Genomic DNA, 26378 nt, shown 5'->3' with positions numbered 1-26378 from the left:
TTGCCGGTTACGGCATGTAATAGAAATCATCGGCAGGCAGTGTTCCGCCTACGGAAGCCGGATCCATATCGTAAAGAACTTTTAAGTATCCGCTTAACAAGGATTTCATCTGGTCTCCATCCACATAGGTGATGCTGCAGTATGGAATGGCCTTCTCTGCAACCGGGGCTTTTTCAATAATTCCGGCAGCGGCCACCAGCCCGGCGGTTTCTGCCACATGGTCATTGGCATATTCTGCGGATTCCTTGTGTTCTTCCATAAAGGCCGCAACAGCACCGGCATGGTCTTTGATCACCTCATTCCGGCAGACAGTAACCCCGGTCACCAGGCTGCCGCCGCTTTCCCCGGCTGTGGCATCCCATTCTTTTGTTAAGTCAAGAACCATTTTCAGGGAGTCATTCTGAACCATGGCGGCTGTTGCAAAGGGTTGGGGTAGAAGACCCACCGCATCTGGCTTTTCTTTCAGGACAGAGACCACTTCAGCGGCCTCGGATTTATATTCCAGGGTTACGTCGCCGTCAGCCAGGCCGCTGGCTTTAAGCACATGCTGAAGGGCATAGTCCGGTGTGGTTCCCTTGCCGGTTAAGTAAACCGTCTTTCCCTTTAAATCTGCGGCTGTTTTAATGGTGTCATCGGCTGATACTCCATAGAGAACGCCCAGGGTGTTAATATCAAGGACGCTGATTCCGTGATTGGTTTTGTTATAAATGATGGAAGCCATATTGGCGGGAACAAGCGCCACATCCAATTCTCCGCTAACGACTTTTCCAAGAAGTTCATCGGCAGCGGTAACCATGGTGAAATCATAGGATCCTTTTGCATTGCCCTTTTCAGACTGCTCCATCAGCCTTACTAGGCCCATGGAGGTAGGCCCTTTTAAAGAACCGATTGTCAGAGTATAGCTGCCGCCGGAGCTTTGAACTTCTGACGATTCCTTCGCCGTCTCAGAGGGGGATTCCTGTTCAAGGGCAGTGACTGCCGGAGTGCTTTCCGTATTGCCTTTTGCGCAGCCGGATAAAAGGGCAGCAGTCATGGCAAACGTCATCAATACTGATAATACTTTTTTCATTATGTACCTCGCTTTCTGTCCGTACCTGTCATGACTCTGATCTTTTTTCAGGAACAAAGAGTCTTTAAGGCAGGTTCCAATCCTGCTATTGGGGGTCGTGAGCAACCATAACAAAGCGCCTTTTGATTCAAGGATGGAATCCTCCATGAATTCAAAAAAACCCATACCAAAAGGCATGGGATATCCGCTTTACGTATTCTCCTCGCCTTCGCCGTCAGGGGTCCTTCCGGGTTAGTACGAACACCTACAGTATATCATTATTCCCCCATATTTGTCAAAATATAGATACAGTTATATCTGAAAATGTGATATACTGTATATACCTGTGTCGGGCAATTCTGACAGGAATGTGAAGGGAGAAAAAGGTGTATGAATGAGGTATTTGAAAAGCTGAATCATTGTTTGAAAAGTGTTCGGGAGAAGACGGATTTTGTCCCGGAAGTGGCTCTGATTCTTGGGTCCGGGCTTGGGGAATATGCGGAGGAGATAAAGGTGGAAGCCTCCATTGAATATAAGGATATTGAAGGATTCCCCATATCAACGGTGGCTGGCCATAAAGGGAGATTTGTATTTGGATATGTCAATGACGTTCCGGTTGTCATCATGCAGGGCCGGGTTCATTTTTATGAGGGATATCCAATGACGGATGTGGTCCTCCCGGCCAGGCTTATGGGGCTTTTAGGAGCGAAGGTCCTGTTCCTGACCAATGCCTGCGGCGGTGTGAACAAGGAGTTTAGGGCTGGAGATTTCATGCTTATCAAAGATCATATCGCAAGCTTTGTTCCGTCTCCGCTAATCGGGGGAAATTTAGAAGAATTGGGACCAAGATTCCCGGATATGAGTGATGTCTACAGCAAAAGGCTGCAGCAGATCATCAAAGAAGCAGCAGAGGAAGAAGGGATCGGCCTCAGAGAGGGTGTTTACATGCAGCTTACCGGACCTGCCTATGAATCTCCGGCAGAGGTTCAGATGTGCCGTATTCTTGGGGCAGATGCGGTTGGAATGAGTACAGCCTGTGAGGCATTGGCTGCAAACCACATGGGGATGAAGGTCTGCGGCATTTCCTGTATTACGAATATGGCCTGCGGCATTACGGAACAGCCCTTAAGCCATACGGAAGTTCAGGAGACAGCAGACAGGGTTGCACCTTTGTTTAAAAAGCTGATCACAGCTTCTATTACAAAGATCGCAGCAAAATAAAGGGAGGAGAAATTTCTTATGGATCGGATGTTAGCAGAACGGATTTTGGCTGCATCAGGGGCGAAAAAGGCGTCCCTGGTGCTGAAGCATGCCAGGGTGGTTAATGTTTTTACGGCAGAACTGGAAGATGGGGATATTGCTATTGAGGATGGTTACATTGTGGGAGTGGGTGATTATGAGGGACAAACGGAGGTCGAGCTGGGGGGAGCTGTGGTTTGTCCCGGTTTCATTGACGGCCATATCCATCTGGAAAGCTCCATGGTCGCGCCGGGAGAGTTTGAGCGCTCCGTGGTGCCTCATGGGACACAGGCTGTTATTACGGATCCACACGAGATCGCCAATGTGGCTGGAACGGAAGGAATCCGTTTTATGATGGATCGGACCCGGGGGCTAACCCTTGATGTGTATTTTATGCTTCCCTCCTGCGTTCCGGCCACAGGTCTTGACGAATCAGGGGCTGTCCTGGGAGCGGAGGCCCTTTCCCCTCTTTATGAGGAAGATCGTGTGCTGGGGCTTGCGGAGCTTATGAATTCTTATGGAACCGTAAAGGCAGACCGGGGGATTCTTGAAAAGGTGGAAGAAGCCAGGAACAGGAGCTTATTAATCGACGGACACGCTCCAGGGCTTTCCGGCAGGGAGCTGAATGCCTATGTGACCGCAGGGGTCCAGTCGGATCATGAATGCTCCGATGCAGAAGAAGCCGTGGAAAAGCTTAGGAGAGGCCAGTGGGTCATGATACGGGAAGGAACTGCGGCCAGGAATTTAAAGGCTCTTCTGCCTCTGTTTCAGGAGCCTTATTATCACCGCTGCATGCTGGTCACTGATGATAAACATCCCGGGGATTTAATCCGTTTGGGCCACCTGGATTATATCATAAGAGAGGCCATAAGCCAGGGTGCAGATCCGGTTCATGCGGTCATGATGGGATCTTTCCATCCGGCCATGTATTTCGGGCTTCGTGAGGTGGGAGCGGTTGCACCGGGATATAAGGCGAATTTAATGGTTGTTTCTGATCTTAAGGAATTTGTAGTGAAACAGGTATATAAGAACGGGAAACTGGTGGCAGAAAACGGCGTGATGAAGAAGGAGATCCTGGCAGCAGAACAGCGAAGCGTGGAAACCCCTGCCCGGGTGGGGGATTCCTTCCATTTAGATGAGATCCGGCCGGAAGATTTTCATGTAGAGAAAACAGGAAACACCGTTCGGGTGCTTTGCCTCACTCCAGGAGAGCTGACTACGTGGGAGAAACTGGCCCCTTGGGTGGAAAACCAGGGGGTGGCCCCAGGCGTCAGTATAGAACAGGATATTGTAAAAATGGCTGTTCTGGAACGCCATCATAACACAGGCCACAGGGGACTTGGATTTTTAGGGGGATATGGATTGAAGCGGGGAGCAGTGGCAACCAGCATTGCTCATGATTCCCATAACCTCATTGTGGCGGGAACCAGTGATGAGGATATGGCTCTTGCCGCCAATACCGTAAGAAACAACCGGGGCGGACTGGCGGTTGTGGCGGACGGGAAGGTTTTGGGAGAACTTCCCCTTCCCATTGCAGGCCTCATGAGTGAGGAGCCGGCTGAATGGGTGGATGAAAAGCTGGAGGAGCTGAAGATCCTGACAAGGGATCTGGGGATCGGAGACAGCATTGATCCTTTTATGACCCTTGCCTTTGCCAGCCTTCCGGTGATCCCCAGACTGCGGCTGAATACTTATGGCCTTATTGATGTGGAGAAACAGGAGATTACGGATACCATAATTTCCTGTATTTGAAAAAATACAGGAAATCAGTAAATAAATATTGATAAAAATATAACGATATGCGATAATATCCCAAAAGGGCAATCAAATGCAAGGTACAAATTCGGAGGGAGAATATTCATGAGAGTAACAATATGTATAGGGAGCGCATGCCATTTAAAGGGTTCCAGAGAAATCATCGCCCAGCTTCAGACCCTTGTAAAGGAACAACACTTGGATGACAAGGTGGATTTAAACGGTTCCTTTTGCTGCGGCGACTGTGTAAATGGCGTCTGTGTAACCGTAGATGGTCAATTATACTCATTAAAACCGGAAGATACAAGGGAGTTTTTTGACAAAGAGATCTTGGGGAGGCTGTAATCATGGGAATCATTGATTTCAAGGCTACAAAGTGCAAGCATTGCTATAAGTGTATTCGTAACTGCGAAGTCAAGGCGGTCATGATAAAGGATGAGCGGGCGGAGATCATGCCGGATAAGTGCGTGTTATGCGGGAAATGCATGCAGGTATGTCCCCAGTCTGCAAAAACTCTTATAAGTGATCTGGATCTGGTAAAGGGCTATATAGAAGCAGGGATTCCTACGGTTATTTCTCTGGCTCCTTCCTATATGGGCCTGTTAACCTATAAAACCATAGGTCAGGTGAACGGTGCCCTCCGGAAGCTGGGCTTTGCCGACGTACGGGAAACTTCCGAGGGAGCGGCCGTGGTAACGGCGGAATATTCCAGGCTTTTAATGGAGGGGGAGATGGAGAACATCATCACCACCTGCTGTCCCAGCGTCAATGATTTGATTGAGATCTATTATCCTCAGCTGATCCCTCATATGGCTCCTGTGGTATCTCCAATGATTGCCCATGGAAAGATGATAAAAGAAGAATTAGGAACAGAAGTAAAGGTAGTTTTCCTTGGGCCGTGTATCGCAAAGAAAAAAGAAGCCGGTGACCCCCGTCATGATGGCTATATTGATGCTGTCCTGAATTTCAATGATATATCCAGATGGCTGTCGGAAGAGGAAATCACCATTGAAGATTGTGAGGACATCCCCTTTACCAACAAAAATCCCAGAGTCAACCGCCTCTATCCGGTTACCAACGGAGTGGTGAATTCTGTACTGGCCACGGAAGAGGGACGGGATGGATACAGGAAGTTTTATGTCCACGGGTGCCGCAACTGCATTGATCTGTGTGAAAGCATGATGCGGGGAGGGATTAAGGGCTGCTTTATTGAGATGAATATGTGTTCCGGCGGCTGCATCAAAGGCCCTACCGTGGAAGATGAAAGCGTATCCAGATTTAAGATCAAGCTGGATATGGAAGACGCCATAGAAAAGGAGCCGGTTCCATGGGAAGAGCTGGATCCTGTTATGGAACGTATTTCCTTTGGAAAGCGGTTCCTGGACCGGTCACCCAGAGATGTCCTGCCAACGGAAGCCCAGATCCAGCAGATATTGAAATTGACGGGTAAGATCAGGCCGGAGGATGAGTTAAACTGCGGCGCCTGCGGATATTCCACCTGCAGGGAAAAGGCCATAGCCGTGTTCCAGAAAAAGGCAGAGCTTAACATGTGTATTCCTTTCATGCATGAAAAGGCGGAGTCCTTATCCAATCTGGTAATGGAAACTTCTCCGAATATTGTATTGATTGTTGATAAAGACATGAAAATTTTAGAGTATTCTGCAGTGGGAGAACGGTATTTTGGCAAAACCAGGCAGGAAGCGTTGACCATGTATCTATATGAACTCATTGATCCTTCCGATTTCCAGTGGGTTTATCAAACCCATCAGAAGATCCATGGAAAGAAGGTGACTTATGGGGAATACCATATTTCCACTCTTCAGAATATCATCTACATCGATAAAGAGGACGTGGTGTTAGCCACCTTTATAGACATTACCAAAGAGGAAGAGCAGGCCAGACAGGAGTATGAGAAGAAGCTGGAAACCATTGATCTGGCTCAGAAGGTCATACACAAACAAATGATGGTGGCCCAGGAGATCGCAGGTCTGTTAGGAGAAACAACAGCGGAGACCAAGACCACGCTGACAAAGCTTTGCAAATCCTTATTGGATGAGGGAAGCGAAAGTGAGGTCAAGTGATGGGGGTTACCGTAGATGTTGCATACAAAAGCCTGAATAAATTCAAGGAAGTGCTGTGCGGAGATAAGGTGGAGCTTTTGCAGACCGAGGATTCCAATATCATGATCCTGGCTGACGGCATGGGCAGCGGAGTAAAGGCCAACATTCTGGCAACCATGACTTCTAAAATTCTTGGAACCATGTTCCTGAACGGTGCGACCCTGGAAGAGTGTGTGGAGACCATTGTAGAGACCCTTCCTGTCTGTCAGGTGCGGCAGGTGGCTTATTCCACCTTCAGCATCCTCCAGGTATTTCATGACGGTGAAGCCTATCTGGTGGAATTTGATAATCCGGGCTGTATTTTTATCCGGGACGGGAATCTGGTTTCCATACCTAAAAATACCAGGATGATCCGGGATAAAAGTATCAATGAGTACCGGTTCAGGGTGAAAAAAGGGGATGCCCTGATCCTTATGAGCGACGGGACCATCCATGCAGGCGTGGGCCGGCTTTTAAACTTTGGCTGGTTGTGGGATGATATTGCAGCCTATGCGGTAAAACAGTACCGTCTGACCATATCCGCAGTACGGCTTGCTGCTGTTTTAAGCCGTGCCTGTGATGAGCTGTACCAGTATCAGCCGGGGGATGATACCACGGTTGCCGTCATGAGGATCATTGACCGGAAGCCTGTGCACCTGATGACAGGCCCTCCGAGAAATCCGGAGGATGACAGCGGAATGGTGAAGGATTTTCTGGAGGGAGACGATACGGTTAAAAAGATCGTCTGCGGAGGGACCAGTGCCAATATTGTTTCCAGAGTGACTGATCATAAGCTGACGGTTTCTTTGGATTACAATGATCCGGATATACCGCCTATTGCCCATATTGATGGAATTGAGCTGGTTACGGAAGGTGTTTTAACCTTAAACAGGGTCTTAAAGCTTTTAAGGCGTTATGTAAAGAATGAATCCGTTACAGAAGAGTTTTTCCTGGAACTGGATAAGCCCAACGGCGCTTCCATGGTAGCAAAGATGATCATTGAGGATTGCACGGAGCTTCAATTATACGTGGGAAAAGCCATTAACAGCGCTTATCAGAATCCTGGCCTGCCCTTTGATTTAGGGATCCGCCAGAATCTTGTGGAGCAATTAAAACACGTAGTGGAGGAAATGGGGAAAAGGGTTACAGTAACCTATTATTAAATCGGGGCAGATATTCACACGGCCATTGAACGTGGAAGTTACGAGGAGGAAAAATATGGCGACGAATGATGCAACATTACTTCGCATAAAGCATCAGGTTTTAAATGAAGTGGCAGAGCTTGCATGGGAAGGAAAACTGGAGGAAAAAAGGAATGAGATCCCTTATAATATCATTCCAGGCCCTAAGGCCCAGTTCCGCTGCTGCATCTACAGGGAACGGGAAATTATCAGAGAGAGAATCCGCCTGGCAGAAGGCCTCTGCCCAAGCGGAAAGGACACGAAGAATGTGGTTCAGGTCATCAGCTCTGCCTGTGAAGACTGTCCCATCACCAGGTATGTGGTAACGGATAACTGCCAGCTGTGTATGGGCAAGGCGTGTCAGAGTTCCTGCAATTTTAATGCCATCAGCATGGGCCGTGACCGTGCCTATATTGATCCGGATAAATGCAAGGAATGCGGTAAGTGTTCTCAGGCCTGCCCTTATAACGCCATTGCCGATTTGACCCGCCCTTGTAAGAAGAGCTGCCCGGTGGATGCGATCACAATGGATGAAAACGGTATTGTAGTCATTGACGAGAGTAAATGCATCCAGTGCGGAGCCTGTATCCATGGCTGTCCCTTTGGAGCGATTGATTCCAAGACATTTTTGGTAGATGTCATTAACCTGATCAATGCCGGGAAACGGGTGGTAGCTATGGTTGCTCCTGCAACGGAGGGACAGTACGGCCCGGATATTACCATGGCAAGCTGGAGAACCGCCTTAAAGAAGATCGGTTTCCAGGATGTGATCGAGGTTGCCTTAGGCGGCGATTTAACCGCTGCAGCAGAAGCCAAAGAATGGGCGGAGGCTCATAAGGAAGGTAAGAAAATGACCACCTCCTGCTGTCCTGCGTTTGTGAATATGATCAAGCAGCACTATCCCATGCTTCTTGAGAATATGTCAACCACCGTATCCCCTATGTGCGCCGTATCCAGGATGATAAAGGAAAAGGATCCTGGGGTCATCACCGTTTTCATTGGACCGTGTATTGCAAAGAAGAGTGAGACCCTGGATTTAAATATCATAGACAATGCAGATTATGCCCTGACCCTGGGAGAGATCCATGCAATGATGGAGGCAAAAGGCGTGAAGCTGGAGCCGGAGGAAAATACGTATCAGGCAGGATCCATCTTTGGAAAACGTTTTGGAAATGGGGGCGGCGTGACCGCTGCTGTTCTGGAATGTTTAAAGGAGTCGGGAGAAAATACGGAAATAGAAGTTTTAAAATGCAATGGGGCAACGGAATGCAAGAAAGCCCTTATGCTGCTTAAAGTGGGCCGGCTTCCTGGAGATTTCATTGAAGGCATGGCTTGTGTGGGAGGATGTGTAGGCGGTCCCAGCAGGTATAAGAGTGAGAATGAAGCGAAGAAAGCCCGGGATTTACTTATTGGGCAGGCGGACCAACGAGAGGTTCATGAAAATATAAAGAGCCAGGGACTGGAGATGGTTCCCATGCACAGGCATTAAGATCAAAGCAAAAAGCTATGGATGATCCCTTATGAGGAACACCCATAGCCTTTTTGTTACATCCCAGCAAACTGGTTTTTAACTTTGGAAATTTTCTGCTGTTCTGCCTGTTCTGCAGTATACCATCCCTTTGCGGACATTTTATTGTAGATATCGTTTTGCATGCACAAACTGTCGTTTAATGCGGTGTCAAATGTCTGATGCACGTTCATGGTAGGGGATTCGATGGTTCCATGCAGGTATAAGTCGCACACTCCCTTTGTAGTGTGGAGCAGGTTTTCCATAATACACTTGTCATCCATATGTGATTCCTCCTTACACTAAGTTATAGAAGCTGTCAAAAATCTGCTGGTGCTTCTGTAAAAGCTGCTGTGCGCAAGCTTTCAGCTCCGGATCCTGCAGATTCTGTACCGCTTGCTGGCACTGGGTTTTTAAAAAACTCTCATGGCCAAGAGCATCTTCAATATAAGTTAATTCTTTTGGACTCATGTTTCATCACCTCCAGTCTTAGTATGGAGATTTTCACATAATCCATTCACTCTGGAATTAATTCTTTAATGGTGGATGAAAATGGAAAATTATGTATTTGAAATCAATTATTTAACCGTCTGATAATATCATACGCTTTATCTTCATTCCTGACAAATCCCTGAACGGTCGTATCGATTCCGCTGTGATTGCTGAAATCCACAAAAGCACTGCGGAGCTTTTCCATGAGCATCGAGGGCATGTCCTTTCTGGCGGCCAGGGCATCCTTGGGAATTTCCTCTGTACGGGCAATAATTATCAGCTCATCCGTGAAAAGCCCATCTGCATGCGCCTGATTGTAAACCTCGTCATAGGTTGCGCCTGCGTCCACTTCTCCGGCCAGAATGGCGTTGACAACATTATTGTGGTTGCCTAAGAAGACCACCTTTTCAAAAATGTTGTCCGGGTCTATATGGTTTTGCTTCATCATATCCCGGGCGTACAGATATCCTGATGCGCTTTTTTTATCGACGTAGCCAAAGGTCTTTCCTTTTAAGTCATTGAGGGAATGCACCCTACCGTCCTTGCGGGCCACAATGTACCCCTGGTAGGAGCAGCGGCCCTGGACCTTGGGAGTAACGAGCACATTGGCTCCGCACTTTTCATGGGCGCTGACATACGCAAACGGTGAAAACCAGCCAACGTCGATGATGCTCTTTTCCACACTTTCACTGAGTGCATCATAGCTTCTGACAATAAGGGGCCGGCATTTCAGCCCTACGCTGGCGCATACCTGCTCAAGGATGGGCACATAGGTTTTCCGGATACGTTCAGGCTCTACAAAAGGATTGACACCGAAGATTATTTCGTCCGGCTTTTTGAAAGCCATGGCATCCTGCTGCAGTATTTCAGCGGTTTCTCCGATTTTGTTGCAGAAGGAAAGAATGGTTTCGTTTTTCTTTTGCTGGACATTTACCATATCAATGGCGGAGCTGGAAACATGGTGGGTCTTTTGTACCGCCTCTGCCACATTTTCCACTGCGTTTTCGATCTCAGCCGCCGTATTCTTCTGATTCAGTGACTCCTGGGTAAGGCCGGAAATTGCATTCTGAACATCCTTAAGGATCGAGTTGATTTCCTGAATGATCTGAGAGGATTCGGTGACAATATTGTCAACATTTTTCATCTTGTCGCCGATTTCGGTCATGGCTGCGCTGGAGGTCTGTATTTTATCCACAATATTTCTCACCACACCTTCAATGACGGAGATCGCATCGTTGGTCTGCATCGCGAGCCGCCGGATTTCCCCGGCAACAACGGAAAAGCCCCTGCCGGCCTCTCCGGCCCGGGCGGCTTCTATGGAAGCGTTCAGTGCAAGAAGATTGGTCTGGCTCGATATGGTACGGATAGAGTCCACAATTTCATTGATTTTCGCAGAGGATTCTTTAAGCTCCAGGTTGCTGTCGGTAGCGGCTTTGATGATTGTCGTAAGATCGAGGATGAAACTTCCGATGCTACGGAGAGTCTGCTCGTTTTGGTCCAGCATTTCAATGGAGGTTTTGGAATGATCCTCAATTTTTATAATCCCGGAATTCAAATTGGTACATGCTCCGACAAGCTCATTAATGCTTGCATTGATTTCTTCCGAACTGGCCGCATTCTGTTCACTGAGTTTTTCAATCTCATAAGAAAACTTTGCAACCTTTTCAAAGGTTTTCATGTTGTCATTGGAAAGCCAGATCAGCTGCTGGGAGTCAAAGCCCATGGCTTCTGCGATCTGAAAAAGCCGTTCCCCCAGGTCGTCCTGTCGGATAGGGTGGAATGATTCCCCGCCGGTTTTTCTAACCAGGGCGAAGGCGGCACCCAGAATCAGGATGCTCCCGATCACGGAATAGAGAAAGCCGCCCATTCCGCTGAATTGGAACAAAAGTCCTGCCGCCTGAAGAATGAGAATTGCAATTGCAGAAATAAGGACAGACTGTTTCGATGTAAGTTTCATTTTTCTACCACCTTAGCAATCAAAAATTTTAGTTCAAAATTGATAAAGTTTCACTTATTTACTTTCGTTTCATGTTTCTTATGTAAATAATATTATTTTATTTCAAATCTTATAATCTAACAATGCTCTGCCAGTTTTCCGGCCAGAATCAGTTTCCGATCCATCTACGGTCTTTGTTCATGCAGAAAGCTCAGACGGAGCAGTCCATATTTCCCCAAGTTGCAAACTCGTCTTTCCCGTCAATTTCAATGTTTGATAAAGCAGACCGTTAATCTGTGTATATTCAAATTTAAACTTTGTCATAAAGCAAATCCTCCAACAAAGATTATTTACAATCCATCGGTAATCGTTTGGCCATGAACTAAACAACTATGATTTTCGTAACATCCTTATTGGAGGATTTCTAGTTAATTATAAAAGGTGTTTTTATAGTCAAGCGGATATTCGCAATCCGCTTGGCTACTTATTGATTCGGTTAAATTTCGTTTATTTTTCTCTTTACATAGGTGGTATGCAGAAGGTGGTGAGCCTTTTCGCTTCCAGGTTCCCCAAGGAATGTCTCGTACAATTCCTTGATTGCAGGGTTTTCATGAGACTTACGGATGGTCTTGGCAGCGTCTTCGTCATAAAGGACTTTTGCACGGAGACTGCGGATATCGGTTGTATTGCGTACATAACCAGGCTGCTGAGGCTGTCCGCCGCCGTTTACACAACCGCCTGGGCATCCCATGATCTCGATGAAGTGATAGTTTGCTTCTCCGGATTTTACTCTGTTAAGGAGTTCCCTCGCATTGCCTAGGCCGGAAGCAACAGCAACATTTACATCCATATCGCCTACGCGGTAGGAAGCCTCCTTAATTCCCTTTGTTCCTCGAACATCGGTGAATTCAGGCTTTTCAAGCTCTTCGCCGGTCAGGCTTTCCACAGCGGTTCTTAAGGCTGCTTCCATAACACCGCCGGTGGCTCCGAAGATAACGGCTGCGCCGGTACCAAGGCCTAAAGGAGTGTCAAAATCTTCATCAGGAAGTTCTGTGAACCGGATGCCGGCCTGTTTGATCATTCTGGCCAGCTCTCTGGTCGTCATGGAATAATCTACGTCAGGAGAGCCGTTGGCATCCTGGTCGTCTCTTCCGATCTCGAATTTCTTAGCGGTACATGGCATTACGCTGACGGATACGATATCCTCCGGCTTTAAGCCCATTTTTTCTGCATAGTAGGATTTTGCAATGGCGCCGAACATCTGCTGCGGGGATTTACAGGAAGATAAGTTCTCTGTCATATCCGGGAAGTAGTGTTCACAGTATTTGATCCATCCGGGGGAACAGGAGGTGATCATAGGAAGGACTCCTCCGTTTTGAACCCGGTCAATGAATTCATGGGCTTCTTCCATGATGGTTAAGTCGGCGCTGAAGTTGGTATCAAATACCTTGTCAAAGCCCAGCCTTCTTAAAGCGGCCGCCATTTTTCCTTCCACATTGGTTCCAATGGGATAACCGAATTCTTCGCCCAGTCCTGCACGAACAGCGGGAGCCGTCTGAACGATCACATGCTTTGACCGGTCTGCAATGGCAGCAGCCACTTCGTCAATGCTGCTCTTCTCATAAAGAGCGCCGGTAGGGCAGACGGCGATACACTGACCGCAGGATACGCAGCTTGTGTCGCCAAGTCCCATGTCAAAGGCAGAACCAATGATGGTGGCAAAGCCACGCTCATTAGGTCCGATCACGCCGATTCCCTGAACTTTTTCACAGACAGCGGAGCAGCGGCGGCACAGGATACATTTGCTGTTGTCCCGAACCATGTGGGCGGCACTTTCATCAAGGGTAGAAGGTGTCTTAGCACCATCATAATAATCATCTGCGTCGACGCCCAGTTCCTTGCATAAGGTCTGTAATTCGCAGTTTCCGCTGCGGACACAGGATAAGCAGGAGCGGTCGTGATTGGAAAGGATGAGCTGAAGGGTTTTCTTTCTGTACTCACGCAGCTTGGGTGTGTTGGTCAGTACCTCCATGCCCGGATTGATGGGGTATACGCAGGAAGCGGCCAGTCTGCCTCCGTTGATTTCAACGGTACAGATCCGGCAGGCAGCAATTTCATTCATATCTTTTAAAAAGCATAAAGTCGGAATCTCAACATGGGCAAGTCTGGCGGCTTCTAATATAGTGGAGCCAGCCGGAGCGCTTACATCCATGCCATTGATTTTTATTGTGATATTCTCCATGATCCAATTTCCCTCCATTATTTCTTGTAGACAGCGTCAAATTTACATTTCTCCATACATACGCCGCACTTGATACACTTCTCAGGATCAATGACATGTGGGTTCTTAACGGAACCGGAGATGGCGTTCACCGGGCAGTTTCTTGCACAAAGAGTACAGCCCTTGCATTTCTCAGCATCAATATAGTAGGAGAGCAGCGCTTTGCACACACCGGCAGGACATGTCTTGTCAACAATATGGGCATTGTATTCGTCGCGGAAGAATTTAAGGGTCGACAGAACCGGGTTTGGCGCTGTCTGTCCAAGTCCGCAGGCAGAGTTTTCTTTTACGTAATAGCAAAGCTCTTCCAGACGGTCCAAATCTTCCAGTGTTGCCTGTCCCTTGGTAATCTTGTCAAGGATTTCATGCATACGCTTTGTACCGATACGGCATGGGGTACATTTGCCGCAGGATTCTTCCACCGTGAATTCCAGGAAGAATTTAGCGATGTCAACCATACAGTCGGTTTCATCCATAACGATCAGACCGCCGGAGCCCATCATGGAGCCGATGGAAATCAGGTTGTCATAATCAATGGGAATGTCGTAATGCTCTACCGGGATACAGCCGCCGGATGGTCCTCCGGTCTGAGCCGCCTTGAACTTCTTTCCGTTAGGAATGCCGCCGCCGATCTCCTCGATGATCTCACGAAGGGTGGTTCCCATGGGAACCTCCACCAGTCCGGTATTGTGGATCTTGCCGCCCAAAGCGAATACTTTCGTTCCCTTGGACTTTTCTGTACCCATGGAAGCGAACCATTCCGGGCCATTTAAGATGATCTGCGGGATATTTGCATAAGTTTCCACGTTATTTAAAATGGTTGGTTTGCCAAACAAACCTTTCTGCGCCGGGAACGGAGGCCGTGGCCTTGGCTCTCCTCGGTTGCCTTCGATGGAAACCATGAGGGCTGTCTCTTCGCCGCATACGAATGCACCGGCACCTAAACGAAGGTCAATGTTAAAGGAAAATCCTGATCCAAAGATATCATCTCCTAAAAGCTCCATCTTTCTGGCCTGTTCGATTGCTATTTTCAAACGCTGTACAGCGATGGGGTACTCGGCACGCACGTAGATGTAGCCCTGGGAAGCACCGATGGCGTAGCCTGCAATGGTCATGGCCTCCAAAAGTGCATGAGGATCGCCCTCTAATACGGAACGGTCCATGAATGCACCTGGGTCTCCCTCATCTGCGTTGCAGCAGACATACTTCTGGTCCGCATCATTTTGACTGGCCAGCTTCCATTTAAGGCCGGTCGGGAAGCCTGCGCCGCCCCGGCCTCTTAATCCGCTGTCTAAGAGGACCTGGATCACTTCATCGGGAGTCATCTCCGTAAGAACCTTTCCAAGAGCCTGGTATCCGCCGGTTCCGATGTATTCTTCAATTTCTTCCGGGTTGATGACGCCGCAGTTGCGCAGGGCGATCCGGTGCTGTTTTTTATAGAAATCCGTATCACTTAAGGCTTTGATTCCTGCAGGAGTCACGGTCTCATCATAAAGAAGTCTTTCCACCGGACGTCCTTTTAATAAGTGCTCGGATACAATTTCAGAAATATCCTCTTCCTTTACCATGGCATAGAAGGTAGCATCGGGATAAATGATCATAATGGGGCCTAAGGCACAAAGGCCGTGGCAGCCGGTCTGTACAACGGATACTTCCTGATCCAGACCCTGTCCTTTTAATTCATCTCTTAATTTAACCATAATCTGCTGGCTTCCGGAGGAAGTACATCCTGTGCCGCCGCAAACTAATACATGTGAACGATACATCCTGTTTCCTCCTTATTTGATGTCAGCAGAAGCTAACGTATAGTTTTGAACTACATGACCGCCCAGTAAATGCTCTTTGTAAACTTCTTCTGCTTTTTCCGGGGTCATTTTTATATAAGTAATTTTATCTTTTCCAGGTTCCAGGATCTCAACGATTGGTTCATACTGGCATAAACCGATACATCCGGTCTGGGTAACGGAAAAACGGTCTGTCATATGATTTTCCTGAACCAGGTTTGACAATGTATTAAGAACAGGTCTTGCTCCGCTGGCAATTCCGCATGTAGCCATGCCAACCAGAATGCGTGTGCGTCCGTGATCCTCGCCCCGCATGCTGACCTGACCCTGCATCTTTTCACGAATTGCTTTTAATTCTTCAAGAGTCTTCATGTTATTCCTCCAATTTTGCATACTGATGAATCAAAAAGATATGGCTTCATATCCGGTTGATTCACAAACCCAAGGCTGAATGCTTCATCAACCTTGATCTGACGGGCCTAAACGGCCGCGCCTCCGTCTGTTTCCAATTTGTTTTCACTGAGATATTCTTTTATGTAAGCCGATACCTCCGGAGTGTCAAAGGGGATATCCCCTAAAATTTTGCGGAAATCTCTGGTGTCCAGCTCAAATGACGCTTCGTTATAACGATAGATATAGAGAAAATCTGTATCCGGATGACAGGTGATAAGAGTTACTATGGTACTGTTTATATCACCAAGGGGCATGCGGTCAATATGGGACAGTCCAAAAACAGCGGTAACCACTGTTCCGGCGCCAGGCTCTGACTCAATGGAAAAGCATCCGCCTGTACTTTCCGCCGCATATTTGAAAAATGGGACGCCAAGGCCCACGTTTCTTGTTCCTCTGGTGGTGAAAAATGGATCTGTGACCTGAGCTACCTGCTCCCTAGTCATGCCGCAGCCGTTGTCTTTCAAGATGACGGTCAGTTTATCTGCAGCTATATCTATGGAAATGAGAATGGTAACCAGGGCGGCACCTGCCCGTGTGGAATTTTCTGCCAAATCCAGAATATTTAAAGAAATCTCTGTCATCATAAGCGTAATTTTTTATTCATATTTCGCAAGAATATCAGGAACGTCATCAGCACTCAGCCTTCCGTAAACCTCTCCGTTCACCATCATGACGGGAGCCAGGCCACAGGCCCCTACGCAGCGGCAGGAATCAAGTGAAAACTTTCCGTCAGGTGTACATTCGCCGTTGGTGATCCCGAGGATTTCTTCAAGCTTATGGAAGATGTCTCCAGAACCCTTTACATAGCATGCAGTTCCAAGACAGACAGATATCTGGTACTTTCCCTTGGGCTGAAGCGCGAACTGGGCATAAAAGGTTGCAACACCATAAATTTTCTCAAGCGGTATGCCCGTTTCGTCAGAAATCATGGTCTGGACTTCGATTGGAAGATAGCCATAAATCTCCTGCGCCTTTTGCATGATAGGCATCAGAGATCCTTTTGTGTCTCTTAGCAGGGCAATCACTTCTTTTAAAGCTATTTCCTGCTCTTTTGTCCCATTAAACTGGACGCCTTGTGTTTTACAAGCCATTTGATAACCTCCTTAAATGTTGCTTATGCAATGTATCTGATATTCTAACATGTTATTGAGAAAAAATCTATAGTTTAATCAATATTCGACAAAAAAATAACAAACCTTCCGTATAATATTTCTATACCTGCAGGCCTATTTATGGTATAATCATCAATAATAGTGCGAATTGTTTGAATAGAGTGAATGAAGGAGAGGAGAACATCAATATGACAGTAAGAGATGTGAGAGATATCCTGGGTGCCCGGGTTCTGGCAGGTGAGGATCATTTGGATGAGAAGGTCCTCAGTGCCTGCGGTTCCGATATGATGAGCGATGTACTGGCGTTTTCCAAAGATCATTCAGTCCTTCTTACGGGACTGTGCAATCCTCAGGTGATCCGTACGGCAGAGATGCTGGACATTGTCTGTATTGTGTTCGTCAGAGGCAAAAAGCCGGATGAGTCCATGCTGCAGATGGCGGATGAGAGAGGCATTATCATCCTGTCCACAGGACACCGGATGTTTTCTGCCTGCGGTATGCTTTATGAGGCCGGGCTTCATGGAGGTGCCATTTGATGACGGATATGATAACCTTCCATTACAGCATTTCTCCCGATGATTTTACCAGGGCGGGAGAAGCCAGCAGTGATGTGAAAAGCAAGCTGAAAAAGATGGGGGTCACCCCGGAAGCAGTGCGCAAGGTGGCCATTGCCATGTATGAAGGAGAGATCAACATGGTGATTCATGCAAAGGGCGGGGACATAACCGTCAACATTACCCCGGACCGGATCGAGATGATCCTTGATGATGTAGGTCCGGGTATACCGGATATTGGTCTGGCCATGCAGGCTGGCTACTCCACGGCACCGGATGCAGTTCGTTCCCTTGGCTTTGGAGCCGGAATGGGACTTCCCAATATGAAAAAATATTCGGATGCTATGGAGATCCATACAGTGATAGGAAAAGGAACCACCATTCGCATGGTAGTGAATATATAAGATGCTTCATCATAGATGGAGCGGCGTCGAAACGCGGAAACGGCGTAAAACACCCTTGGGGATACCTTGCACCCGACCAAGCGGGGGAGGCTCTGCCGGAAGGCCATGAGCAATAACATGGAAATGAGGGATAAAAGTGGATAAATTTTATCATTCGGTAAGGCTTGATGAAGAGCTTTGCATGGGATGTATTAATTGTATCAAACGGTGCCCTACCCAGGCGATCAGAGTGAGAAACGGGAAGGCACAGATCAACAGCAAATTCTGTATAGACTGCGGAGAGTGCATCCGGGTATGTCCTCATCATGCGAAACATGCTACCTATGATAAGCTGGAGGTCTTAAAGCAATATGAATATACGGTGGCCTTGCCGCCGCCATCCCTTTACAGCCAGTTTAACAATCTGGATGATGTGAATATTGTTTTAAATGCCCTTCTTATGATGGGTTTTGATGATGTATTTGAAGTAAGTGCGGCGGCGGAGCTGGTGAGTGAAGCTACCAGGGAGTATTTAAGCGAAAATCCGGACAAGCTTCCGGCCATCAGCACTGCCTGCCCTTCTGTGGTCCGGCTCATCCGGGTCCGGTTTCCAAACCTGATTCCCAATCTGCTGCCTTTAAATCCGCCGGTGGAGGTGGCGGCCATCCTTGCGGCTCAGAAGGCCATGGAAAAGACCGGACTAGATAGAGATAAGATCGGGATCATTTTTATTTCCCCCTGTCCTTCCAAGGTCACATATGTGAAGTCCCCCCTAGGCACGGAGCACAGTGAAGTGGATAAGGTCCTTGCCATAAAGGATTTATATCCCAGGCTTTTGTCCTGTATGAAAGCGGTGGGAGAGGATCCGCCGGAGATCGGGACTTCAGGAAAGATCGGAGTCAGCTGGGGACGAAGCGGAGGAGAGGCAAGCGGCCTGTTTACCGAGGATTACTTAGCAGCAGATGGAATTGAAAATGTGATACGGGTCCTTGAGGACATGGAGGACCAGAAATTTACCAATCTGAAATTTGTAGAGCTTAACGCCTGCAATGGAGGCTGCGTAGGCGGTGTTCTTACGGTGGAAAACCCGTATGTGGCAGAAGTAAAGTTAAAACGGCTCCGGAAATACATGCCGGTGGCAAGAAGCCATATGCATGCAGGGGCCGAAGAGCTGGTAAAGTGGACCAATGAGGTCCAGTATGAACCGGTGTTTAATTTAGGGGAAACCATGATGGAAAGCTTTGCCAGGCTAAACCAGGTGGAAAGGCTTCTAAAGAAGTTTCCCGGCCTGGACTGCGGCTCCTGCGGTGCGCCTACCTGCAAGGCACTGGCAGAGGATATAGTCCGGGGAGAAGCGGTGGAATCGGACTGTGTTTATTTCCTCAGGGACAATGTTCATAAGCTGTCGGAGGAGGTCTCCAGGCTGGCGGCTGATATCGTGGAAGGAGACAGCGACAGCTATGAGAAATTCAAGGTCATGTCCAAATACATCCAAAGGATTTCCGATGAAATGACTCAGCTTGACAGAAAAGACGGGAGGAACCGAAATGACGGTAAAGGAATTGATTGACAGCAATCTATTTGAATTGGTCAATGCAGGAGAAGCGCTTGACCGTGAAATTAAAAAGCCGTTTTGCTGTGATTTGTTAAGCATTGCAATGGGCAAGGCAACCGAAGGGTGTGCATGGGTGACGGTGATGGGAAATATGAATACCCTTGCAGTTGCTTCTCTTACAGATGCGGCCTGCCTTATCATGGCAGAGGGAGCCGCCCTTGACGAGGCGGCTGTGAAAAAAGCGGCGGATCAGGAGATCACTGTATTAAAAACTGAGCTTCCGATCTTTGAAGCCGCTCTGCTGATCTATCAAAGGCTTCCTCATGATAAATCTCAGTTATGATCTTCACATTCATTCCTGCTTATCACCGTGCGGGGATGATGATATGACACCGGCCAATATTGCTGGGATGGCTGCCTTAAAAGGGCTTGATGTGATTGCAGTGACAGATCATAACTCCTGTAAAAACTGTCCTGCCGTGCTCCATTTTGCGGAGGAATACGGAATCCTTGCATTGCCTGGTATGGAAATCTGTACGTCAGAGGAGGTACATGCGGTGTGTCTGTTTTCAAGTCTTTCCAGGGCCATGGAGTTTGATGAATATGTGTATGAACGGTTGATTCCCTTCCCCAATAAGGAGGAAATATTTGGAAAGCAGCAGATATATAATAAAGAAGATGTAGTATGCGGGACAGTTCCCAATCTTCTTATTAACAGTGTGGATATCTCCTTTGATGGACTGTGGGATCTGGTAAGATCATATGGAGGCGTCATGTTTCCGGCCCATCTTGACAAGTCAGCCAACAGCCTGATCTCCAACCTGGGGTTTGTCCCCCCGGACAGCCAGTTTACCATTGCTGAGGTAAAGGATCTTTCCAAGCTCCATGAGCTAAAAAAAAGGAATCCGTATCTGGAAGAGTGCCGGATCATAAGCAATTCTGATGCCCATTATCTGGAAGACATCCATGAGCCCCGGCTTACCATAGAGGCAATGGAAAAAACCAGGGAAGCAGTGGTACAGGCACTTTTGCATCCTTAGGAATTTAATATAAGTTTTCAAATATTCTTCCAATTTCTTCCTGTTTCCTGTATAGTAGTGGTTAGTAACAGGGAAACACCCTGGGGTTATTCCTGTATGCCCAAAAGTCATGGGCTATAATTGGAAATACCCTGCGGGTATCTCTGTTAGCCCCAAATACATGGGCAATCATAGGGAAAGGAGAAATAAGACATGAAAAAACTATTACAATGGGGCTTCGGCCTGTTGACCGTGGCACTTGTGACAGCGTTCGTACCGGCTACGCCGTTTCCTTCCATGGCGGATGAAACGGCATCAGGCCAGGAAACATCGGAAGTACGGAATGGCTGGATAGATGAAAACCTGGGTCCGGGTGTGGCCAGGTGGGTGGATGAGAATGGAAATATTTTAAGCCAACCGGGAAAGCAGGGAGAAGACGGAGCCGGAGATGAGGGAGAGAACCGCTCACAGGCTCAGGAGGAAATTGCAGGAACTGAGGCGGAGGGGCAGCAGGATGCTTCTTTGGAAAGCCAGGAGCAGGTACCCGCAGGACGTCAGATCGACCCTTCAAAACCCATGGTGGCTTTGACCTTTGATGACGGGCCTTTTGCTCCTGTGGGTAATCAGATCATGGATTGTCTGGCCCAGTATGGAGGAAAGGCCACGTTTTTCGTGGTGGGCAGCCGGGTACCCGCTTATGGGGCGGAAATGCAGCGTATTGCCGCAGAAGGCCATGAAATCGGCAATCACACCTATGAGCATAAAAACCTGACCAAGTTAAGCGGTGCCCAGATTCAGAGGCAGATCAATCGATGCAATGACACGGTACAGGCTGTCTGCGGTGTAAGGCCCTCTTTGGTCAGGCCTCCGGGAGGGGCAAAAAATGCTGCTGTTCTTGCAAATGCCCAGGCACCTGTCATCATGTGGAGTATTGATACCCGGGACTGGAAGACAAGGAATGCGGCAAAGACGGTAAATGCGGTTATGAGTCAGATACGTGACGGGGATATTGTTCTCATGCATGAGCTTTATTCCCAAAGCGGGGCAGCTGCCCTTGAAATAATCCCAAGGCTTTCGGAGGCAGGTTATCAGCTGGTTACGGTAAGTGAGATGGCAGCCTTGCGGGGAGGAGCCTCCCCGGGGGGAGTTTATTTTCATTTTTATCCATAAAGGCTGAATGGAAAGCTACAGATATTCTTAAGGAACTGAAAAAGTTTGAGCACTCCTAAATAAGGGTGTTCAAACTTTTTTTAAAATTGAATTGACATTTACACGGATTGATTGTATTATTGTATTAATAACCTAATACAACAGTACAAAGAAGGAGGCGCTATCATGACCTGGAAACTAACTGATGACCGGCCAATCTGGATACAGCTTGTGGATCAGCTTACGTTACGCATTGTATCCGGCATATATGCATCCGGCACGGATGTACCTACAGTGCGTGCACTGGCCAGCGAGGCAAGTGTCAATCCCAATACGATGCAGCGTGCACTGGCAGAGCTGGAAAGCAGGGGGCTGGTAGAAACTCGCCGCACAGCAGGACGGATCGTTACAGAGGATCTGTCACTGATCCGTACCGTGCGTGAGGAGCTTGCCTATATGCGAATGGATGAATTTCTTGCATCTATGCGTGCCCTGGGCTATACCGATGAACAAACCCGGCAGCTGCTTGCAACATGGAATAAAGAGGAGGAATCTATATGAACCAGGAACTAATTACTGCCCGCGGTCTTACTAAGATTTATGGTACAAAGCCCGCGCTTGACCATATCGATCTGACGGTTGGACGTGGACGCATCATCGGTCTTCTGGGTCCAAACGGCTCAGGCAAAACTACTTTTATCAAACTTTTGTGCGGGCTTTTACAGCCTACCTCCGGTACTCTGGAGATAAACGGCAATGGACCTGGTGTGGAATCCAAGTCAGTCATCTCTTACCTGCCGGACCGCATGTATTTTGCAGACTGGATGAAAGCCTGCGATTTGACTGACTTTTTTGCGGATTTTTATGGGGATTTTGACCGGGCAAAGGCAATGGAGATGTTTACGGCCCTTGGCATCCGTCCCAATGACCGGATGAAGACCATGTCAAAGGGTACCAAGGAAAAGGTGCAGCTTGCACTCATCATGAGCCGCAAGGCACAGCTGTATCTTCTTGATGAGCCGATCGGGGGCGTAGATCCGGCAGCCCGTGATTTCATCCTGAACACGATTCTGACCAACTATAGTGATAATGGCACTGTCATGCTTTCCACACATTTGATTTCCGACATTGAGCGTGTGCTGGATGAGGCCATTTTCCTGCAAAACGGAAAGGTTGTGCGCCACGATACGGTGGATAACATCCGGGAGCAGGAAGGGAAATCGGTGGACCAGCTGTTCCGCGAAATCTTCGCCTACGGCAGCTAACAAAAGGAGGAAACAAAATGTTTGGCAAACTTTGCAAATACGAATTTAAATCCATTGCGCGCACGCTTGCGCCTATTTATCTGGCGGTTATCGTCATATCCATACTTAATGCGTTTATGGGAATCGGCTCCCTGGCCAATGGCTATTATGACGGGCTGATGACTGGTCTCAGCTTTGGCCGTGGTCTTCTCAGACTGATTCAGACGGTCTCCGTGATCGCTTACTTTGGTGTTCTGGTGGCGCTGAGTGTACTGACACTGATCATCGTCATTCAGAGATTTTACAAAGGACTTCTTTGCGATGAAGGCTATTTGATGTTTACCCTGCCGGTGAAGCCCTGGCAGCTGGTTGCAGCAAAAGGTACGGTTGCATTTGGAATGTCCCTGGCCAGTGCTTTTACGGCATTCTTATCAATTTTTATACTGGTTCTGGGCACTGTGGGTCCCGCCAAATTTTTTACGGCATTGACCGATCCCCAGATATGGGCTGCGGTCAACCGGGGATTTGCTCAGGTTCCGTCCTGGCCGCTGCTTGTATTTGAGCTGATGGTTGTTATCATTGTAAGCGGACTGGTGAAGCTTTACCATATGTATTTTTCCATGGCGCTGGGGCACCTTTCAAACAAGCACCGCGTGATGATGTCTGTTGTGGCCTTTATTGCAATTTCTATGCTATTTAGCTTTATTAACGGCTTAGGAATGATCGTACTGTCAAAAGTACCGGCTTTTCAATCATTTTTCCGTATGATCGAAACAATGCCTGACGTACAGGGGATGGCCTTTGTTCTCCACACGACCTTCCTTGGTTCAATTATTTACAGTGCAATCCAGCTGGCAATATTCTTTTTCGGCACGGAACGTATCTTGTCTAAGCGGCTTAATCTGGAGTAATTGAAAACAGAATCTTATTAATCATTTGAAAAATCATCCAAAGCATACCGCCCAATTAATTAGAAACGAATTGATTGGGCGGTATGCTTTATAAACTCCAGCCTGCTATATGAACGTTATTTTCAGGAATAGCAGTACTGTTTCATAGGGCCAGCCCATATCTGGACTTCTATATTTACATGTGTTGATATAACCGTTATAATGATTCATAATGCTTATAATTTGCGAAAGGGCTTTAGATAATTCAAATTAGGGGGTAATGATATGGAATACAGAGAGATCGGGAAAACCGGCAAACAAGCAAGTGTGATTGGCCTTGGGTGCGAACATCTTGACGGAAAGTCATATGATCAGGTAAAGGAAACCATTGATGCCGCACTTGAGCATGGCGTTAATCTTATGGATGTTTTTATGCCCGGCACAGAAGTGCGTGAAAACATTGCAAAAGCGCTTGGCAATAGGCGTGACCAGGTGATGCTGCAAGGACATATCGGTTCCACGAATCTAAATATGCAGTACGATATCAGTCGTGACTTGCCTGTGGTGAAGCGGTATTTTGAAGAACTGCTGAAGATTTTCGGCTACATAGATTTTGGAATGATGTTTTTTATTGATTCGGAGCAGGACTATAAAAATGTTTTTGAGACGGATTTTGCCGCATATGTGGAGCGGCTGAAACAGCAAGGCGATATCAGGCATATTGGTTTTAGCTCTCACAATCCTGAAACCGCAATGAAGGTCATTCACACTGGAGTGCCGGAGATGATGATGTTCAGCATTAATCCTGCCTTTGATATGCTCTCATCCCAGGCGAGCATTTTTGAATGTCTTGATCATGGCTTCCAGTCAGGGGCATTTAACGGAATTGATCCCATACGTGCGGAATTATATAAGCTTTGTAACCAAAAGCAAATTGGAATTACCGTGATGAAAACCTATGGCGGCGGCAAACTGCTTTCACCGGAACATACGCCTTACAGCAGGCCCATGACTCCGCCGCAGTGTATCCATTATGCACTCTCAAGGCCAGCGGTGGCCAGCGTTCTGGCAGGCTGTAAAACAAGGGATGAAGTGAGTGACACCATGAGTTACCTTTTAGCGGCTGATACTGAAAAGGATTATACCTGGATTTATAACGAAGTGCATAGTGTCTTTCAGGGAAATTGCGTCTATTGCGGACATTGCCAGCCTTGCCCCTCTGGAATAGAGATTGCCGCTGTCAACAAATACCTGGATATTGCACGGCTTGATCAAGAAGCTGTCCCGCCCTCCATACGTTCCCATTATCAAAGCCTTCTTCATGGGGGGGATGAGTGTGTCGCATGCGGCAGCTGCGAAGAACGCTGTCCGTTTGGTGTACCCATCATAAAAAATATGATGGAAGCCGCCTCGCTGCTGGGGAAAGGGAGAACCTTTCCAGTTTGATCCCAAATGCTTCAAAGTCAGGTGAATTCCGGTTATTTCTCGTCACAGACCTGGAAAATGTAAAATTTCAGGTAATAGGAAGTCTCTTCTCCTGCCCATAGAATAGGATGGTCGGCGGCCTGGGTCCTGTATTCCACCTGGCGCAGGCGTTTGTGGACGTTTGCGGCTGCCTCCCGGATGGTTTTGGTGAAAAGCTCAGGAGTCATGAAATGAGAGCAGGAGCAGGTGGCTAAATAGCCGCCGTCTTTGACCAGTTTCATGCCCCGCAGGTTGATTTCCCGGTAGCCTTTTACTGCATTTTTCACAGAATTCCTGGATTTTGTGAAAGCAGGAGGGTCCAGGATCACCACATCGAATTTCTCCCCGTTTTTCTCAAGCTCAGGAAGAAGCTCAAAAACATCGGCACACTGAAAGGCCACCCGGTGAGATAATCCGTTTAATTCGGCGTTTTCCTTTGCCTGGGCAATGCCAAGCTCCGAGGCATCCACGCCAAGGACTTCCCTTGCTCCGGCAATACCGGCGTTTAGTGCAAAGGAACCGGTGTGGGTGAAGCAGTCAAGAACCCGCTTGTCCTTGCAAAGGCGCTGGATGGCAAGACGGTTGTATTTCTGGTCAAGGAAAAATCCTGTTTTCTGTCCATCCTGGACGTCAACTAAGTACTTGACTCCATTTTCCGTGATCTCCACCTTTGTGTCAAAGGAGGGGCCGATGAATCCTTTTATCCGCTCCATACCTTCCTGAAGGCGGACCTTGGCGTCGCTTCGCTCGTAGATCCCCTGTATTTCTATGCCATCCTCTTTTAGAACTTTTTTCAGTTTTTCCAGTATCACAGGCTTAAGGCGGTCAATGCCAAGGGCCAGGGATTCCACCACAAGGACATGGCCGAACTTGTCAACCACGATTCCAGGAAGGAAGTCGGCCTCCCCGAATATCAGGCGGCAGCAGGATGTATCCACGGTTGCCTTCCGGTATTCCCAGGCATTGCGGACCCTCATTTCCAGAAAGTCTTCGTCTACTGCCGCATCTTTTTTCCGGGACATGATGCGGACGGTGAGCTTGGAATTGGTATTAATGAAGCCATGGCCCAGGAAATAGCCGTCAAAGTCTTCTACGGATACCATATCCCCGTTGGTATAATCTCCGGTGATGGCATCAATTTCATTGTCATAGATCCACGGGCCGCCGGCTTTTAAAGAGCGGCCTTCTCCTTTTTTTAATTTTACGGTTGCAGTTTCCATAAGCATAAACTCC

26 protein-coding genes are annotated in these 26378 nt (G+C 47.8%); 16 read left to right on the top strand and 10 right to left on the bottom strand.

The window, feature by feature from the left end; all coding sequences use genetic code 11:
• Positions 1 to 7: 7 nt before the first annotated feature.
• Positions 8 to 1069 (bottom strand): ABC transporter substrate-binding protein, encoded by a 1062-nt coding sequence (locus CLOSA_RS17075; RefSeq protein WP_013273998.1) that lies wholly within the window; start codon positions 1067 to 1069, stop codon positions 8 to 10.
• A gap of 369 nt (positions 1070 to 1438) precedes the next feature.
• On the opposite strand from CLOSA_RS17075, the gene CLOSA_RS17070 reads away from it, so the two are divergent.
• The 6 genes from CLOSA_RS17070 (at position 1439) to CLOSA_RS17045 (ending at position 8811) form a co-directional block, all read left to right on the top strand.
• A complete protein-coding gene (locus CLOSA_RS17070; protein WP_013273997.1) occupies positions 1439 to 2269 on the top strand; it encodes a purine-nucleoside phosphorylase in 831 nt (276 codons plus the stop codon).
• 18 nt (positions 2270 to 2287) lie between these two features.
• On the top strand, positions 2288 to 4039 hold the full coding sequence (gene ade, locus CLOSA_RS17065) for an adenine deaminase (protein ID WP_013273996.1): 1752 nt from the start codon (positions 2288 to 2290) through the stop codon (positions 4037 to 4039).
• Between the two features lie 108 nt (positions 4040 to 4147).
• A complete protein-coding gene (locus CLOSA_RS17060; RefSeq protein ID WP_013273995.1) occupies positions 4148 to 4387 on the top strand; it encodes a (2Fe-2S) ferredoxin domain-containing protein in 240 nt (79 codons plus the stop codon).
• 2 nt (positions 4388 to 4389) lie between these two features.
• Complete coding sequence (locus CLOSA_RS17055) at positions 4390 to 6123, top strand: [Fe-Fe] hydrogenase large subunit C-terminal domain-containing protein (protein WP_013273994.1); 1734 nt, start codon at positions 4390 to 4392, stop codon at positions 6121 to 6123.
• On the top strand, positions 6123 to 7304 hold the full coding sequence (locus CLOSA_RS17050) for a SpoIIE family protein phosphatase (protein WP_013273993.1): 1182 nt from the start codon (positions 6123 to 6125) through the stop codon (positions 7302 to 7304). The genes CLOSA_RS17055 and CLOSA_RS17050 overlap by 1 nt, the downstream gene beginning before the upstream one ends.
• A gap of 55 nt (positions 7305 to 7359) precedes the next feature.
• Positions 7360 to 8811: a 4Fe-4S dicluster domain-containing protein gene (locus CLOSA_RS17045; RefSeq protein WP_013273992.1), complete on the top strand. Its 1452-nt coding sequence runs from the start codon at positions 7360 to 7362 to the stop codon at positions 8809 to 8811.
• Positions 8812 to 8867: 56 nt separating this feature from the next.
• Here the strand turns inward: CLOSA_RS17045 and CLOSA_RS17040 are convergent, their stop codons facing one another.
• The 8 genes from CLOSA_RS17040 to CLOSA_RS17010 all read right to left on the bottom strand — a co-directional run bounded on the left by CLOSA_RS17040 (position 8868) and on the right by CLOSA_RS17010 (position 16866).
• Positions 8868 to 9113 carry a spore coat protein gene (locus tag CLOSA_RS17040; RefSeq protein ID WP_013273991.1) on the bottom strand — a complete coding sequence of 82 codons (246 nt, stop codon included), beginning with the start codon at positions 9111 to 9113 and terminating at the stop codon, positions 8868 to 8870.
• Between the two features lie 13 nt (positions 9114 to 9126).
• Positions 9127 to 9300 carry a hypothetical protein gene (locus CLOSA_RS23005; RefSeq protein WP_013273990.1) on the bottom strand — a complete coding sequence of 58 codons (174 nt, stop codon included), beginning with the start codon at positions 9298 to 9300 and terminating at the stop codon, positions 9127 to 9129.
• A 103-nt stretch (positions 9301 to 9403) separates the two neighbouring features.
• On the bottom strand, positions 9404 to 11278 hold the full coding sequence (gene phnD / locus CLOSA_RS17035; RefSeq protein WP_013273989.1) for a phosphate/phosphite/phosphonate ABC transporter substrate-binding protein: 1875 nt from the start codon (positions 11276 to 11278) through the stop codon (positions 9404 to 9406).
• A gap of 475 nt (positions 11279 to 11753) precedes the next feature.
• Positions 11754 to 13499, bottom strand: coding sequence for an NADH-dependent [FeFe] hydrogenase, group A6 (locus CLOSA_RS17030; protein ID WP_013273987.1), 1746 nt, complete (start codon positions 13497 to 13499; stop codon positions 11754 to 11756).
• A 17-nt stretch (positions 13500 to 13516) separates the two neighbouring features.
• Positions 13517 to 15304: an NADH-quinone oxidoreductase subunit NuoF gene (locus CLOSA_RS17025; protein ID WP_013273986.1), complete on the bottom strand. Its 1788-nt coding sequence runs from the start codon at positions 15302 to 15304 to the stop codon at positions 13517 to 13519.
• Between the two features lie 12 nt (positions 15305 to 15316).
• The gene (locus tag CLOSA_RS17020; RefSeq protein ID WP_013273985.1) at positions 15317 to 15694 is read right to left on the bottom strand and encodes a (2Fe-2S) ferredoxin domain-containing protein; all 378 of its coding nucleotides are present in this window, start codon (positions 15692 to 15694) and stop codon (positions 15317 to 15319) included.
• A 107-nt stretch (positions 15695 to 15801) separates the two neighbouring features.
• The gene (locus CLOSA_RS17015; RefSeq protein WP_041708689.1) at positions 15802 to 16359 is read right to left on the bottom strand and encodes an ATP-binding protein; all 558 of its coding nucleotides are present in this window, start codon (positions 16357 to 16359) and stop codon (positions 15802 to 15804) included.
• A gap of 12 nt (positions 16360 to 16371) precedes the next feature.
• Positions 16372 to 16866, bottom strand: a complete 495-nt coding sequence (locus tag CLOSA_RS17010) for an NADH-quinone oxidoreductase subunit NuoE family protein (RefSeq protein ID WP_013273983.1) — start codon at positions 16864 to 16866, stop codon at positions 16372 to 16374.
• 209 nt (positions 16867 to 17075) lie between these two features.
• On the opposite strand from CLOSA_RS17010, the gene CLOSA_RS17005 reads away from it, so the two are divergent.
• The 10 genes from CLOSA_RS17005 (at position 17076) to CLOSA_RS16960 (ending at position 25127) form a co-directional block, all read left to right on the top strand.
• Positions 17076 to 17423, top strand: coding sequence for a DRTGG domain-containing protein (locus CLOSA_RS17005; RefSeq protein WP_013273982.1), 348 nt, complete (start codon positions 17076 to 17078; stop codon positions 17421 to 17423).
• Positions 17423 to 17845 (top strand): ATP-binding protein, encoded by a 423-nt coding sequence (locus CLOSA_RS17000; protein WP_013273981.1) that lies wholly within the window; start codon positions 17423 to 17425, stop codon positions 17843 to 17845. The genes CLOSA_RS17005 and CLOSA_RS17000 overlap by 1 nt, the downstream gene beginning before the upstream one ends.
• A 136-nt stretch (positions 17846 to 17981) precedes the next feature.
• A complete protein-coding gene (locus CLOSA_RS16995; RefSeq protein ID WP_013273980.1) occupies positions 17982 to 19394 on the top strand; it encodes a [Fe-Fe] hydrogenase large subunit C-terminal domain-containing protein in 1413 nt (470 codons plus the stop codon).
• Positions 19372 to 19722, top strand: a complete 351-nt coding sequence (locus CLOSA_RS16990; protein ID WP_013273979.1) for a hypothetical protein — start codon at positions 19372 to 19374, stop codon at positions 19720 to 19722. The genes CLOSA_RS16995 and CLOSA_RS16990 overlap by 23 nt, the downstream gene beginning before the upstream one ends.
• Positions 19703 to 20419 carry a PHP domain-containing protein gene (locus CLOSA_RS16985; protein WP_013273978.1) on the top strand — a complete coding sequence of 239 codons (717 nt, stop codon included), beginning with the start codon at positions 19703 to 19705 and terminating at the stop codon, positions 20417 to 20419. The genes CLOSA_RS16990 and CLOSA_RS16985 overlap by 20 nt, the downstream gene beginning before the upstream one ends.
• A 192-nt stretch (positions 20420 to 20611) precedes the next feature.
• The gene (locus tag CLOSA_RS21880) at positions 20612 to 21568 is read left to right on the top strand and encodes a polysaccharide deacetylase family protein (protein ID WP_013273977.1); all 957 of its coding nucleotides are present in this window, start codon (positions 20612 to 20614) and stop codon (positions 21566 to 21568) included.
• 165 nt (positions 21569 to 21733) lie between these two features.
• Positions 21734 to 22108: a GntR family transcriptional regulator gene (locus tag CLOSA_RS16975; protein WP_013273976.1), complete on the top strand. Its 375-nt coding sequence runs from the start codon at positions 21734 to 21736 to the stop codon at positions 22106 to 22108.
• The gene (locus tag CLOSA_RS16970) at positions 22105 to 22812 is read left to right on the top strand and encodes an ABC transporter ATP-binding protein (protein WP_013273975.1); all 708 of its coding nucleotides are present in this window, start codon (positions 22105 to 22107) and stop codon (positions 22810 to 22812) included. Before CLOSA_RS16975 ends, CLOSA_RS16970 begins: the two co-directional genes overlap by 4 nt.
• Positions 22813 to 22829: 17 nt before the next feature.
• Entirely contained in the window at positions 22830 to 23702 is an 873-nt protein-coding gene (locus CLOSA_RS16965; protein ID WP_013273974.1) for a hypothetical protein, read from the top strand.
• Positions 23703 to 23966: 264 nt separating this feature from the next.
• Entirely contained in the window at positions 23967 to 25127 is a 1161-nt protein-coding gene (locus CLOSA_RS16960; protein ID WP_013273973.1) for an aldo/keto reductase, read from the top strand.
• Between the two features lie 32 nt (positions 25128 to 25159).
• Here the strand turns inward: CLOSA_RS16960 and CLOSA_RS16955 are convergent, their stop codons facing one another.
• Positions 25160 to 26365, bottom strand: a complete 1206-nt coding sequence (locus CLOSA_RS16955) for a class I SAM-dependent rRNA methyltransferase (protein WP_013273972.1) — start codon at positions 26363 to 26365, stop codon at positions 25160 to 25162.
• Between the last annotated feature and the right edge of the window lie 13 nt (positions 26366 to 26378).

The organism is [Clostridium] saccharolyticum WM1 (assembly GCF_000144625.1).
Classification (GTDB): Bacteria; Bacillota; Clostridia; order Lachnospirales; family Lachnospiraceae; genus Lacrimispora; species Lacrimispora saccharolytica.
The sequence above is the reverse complement of the archived record's forward strand: the minus strand, read 5'-3'. Positions and strand labels throughout refer to the sequence as shown.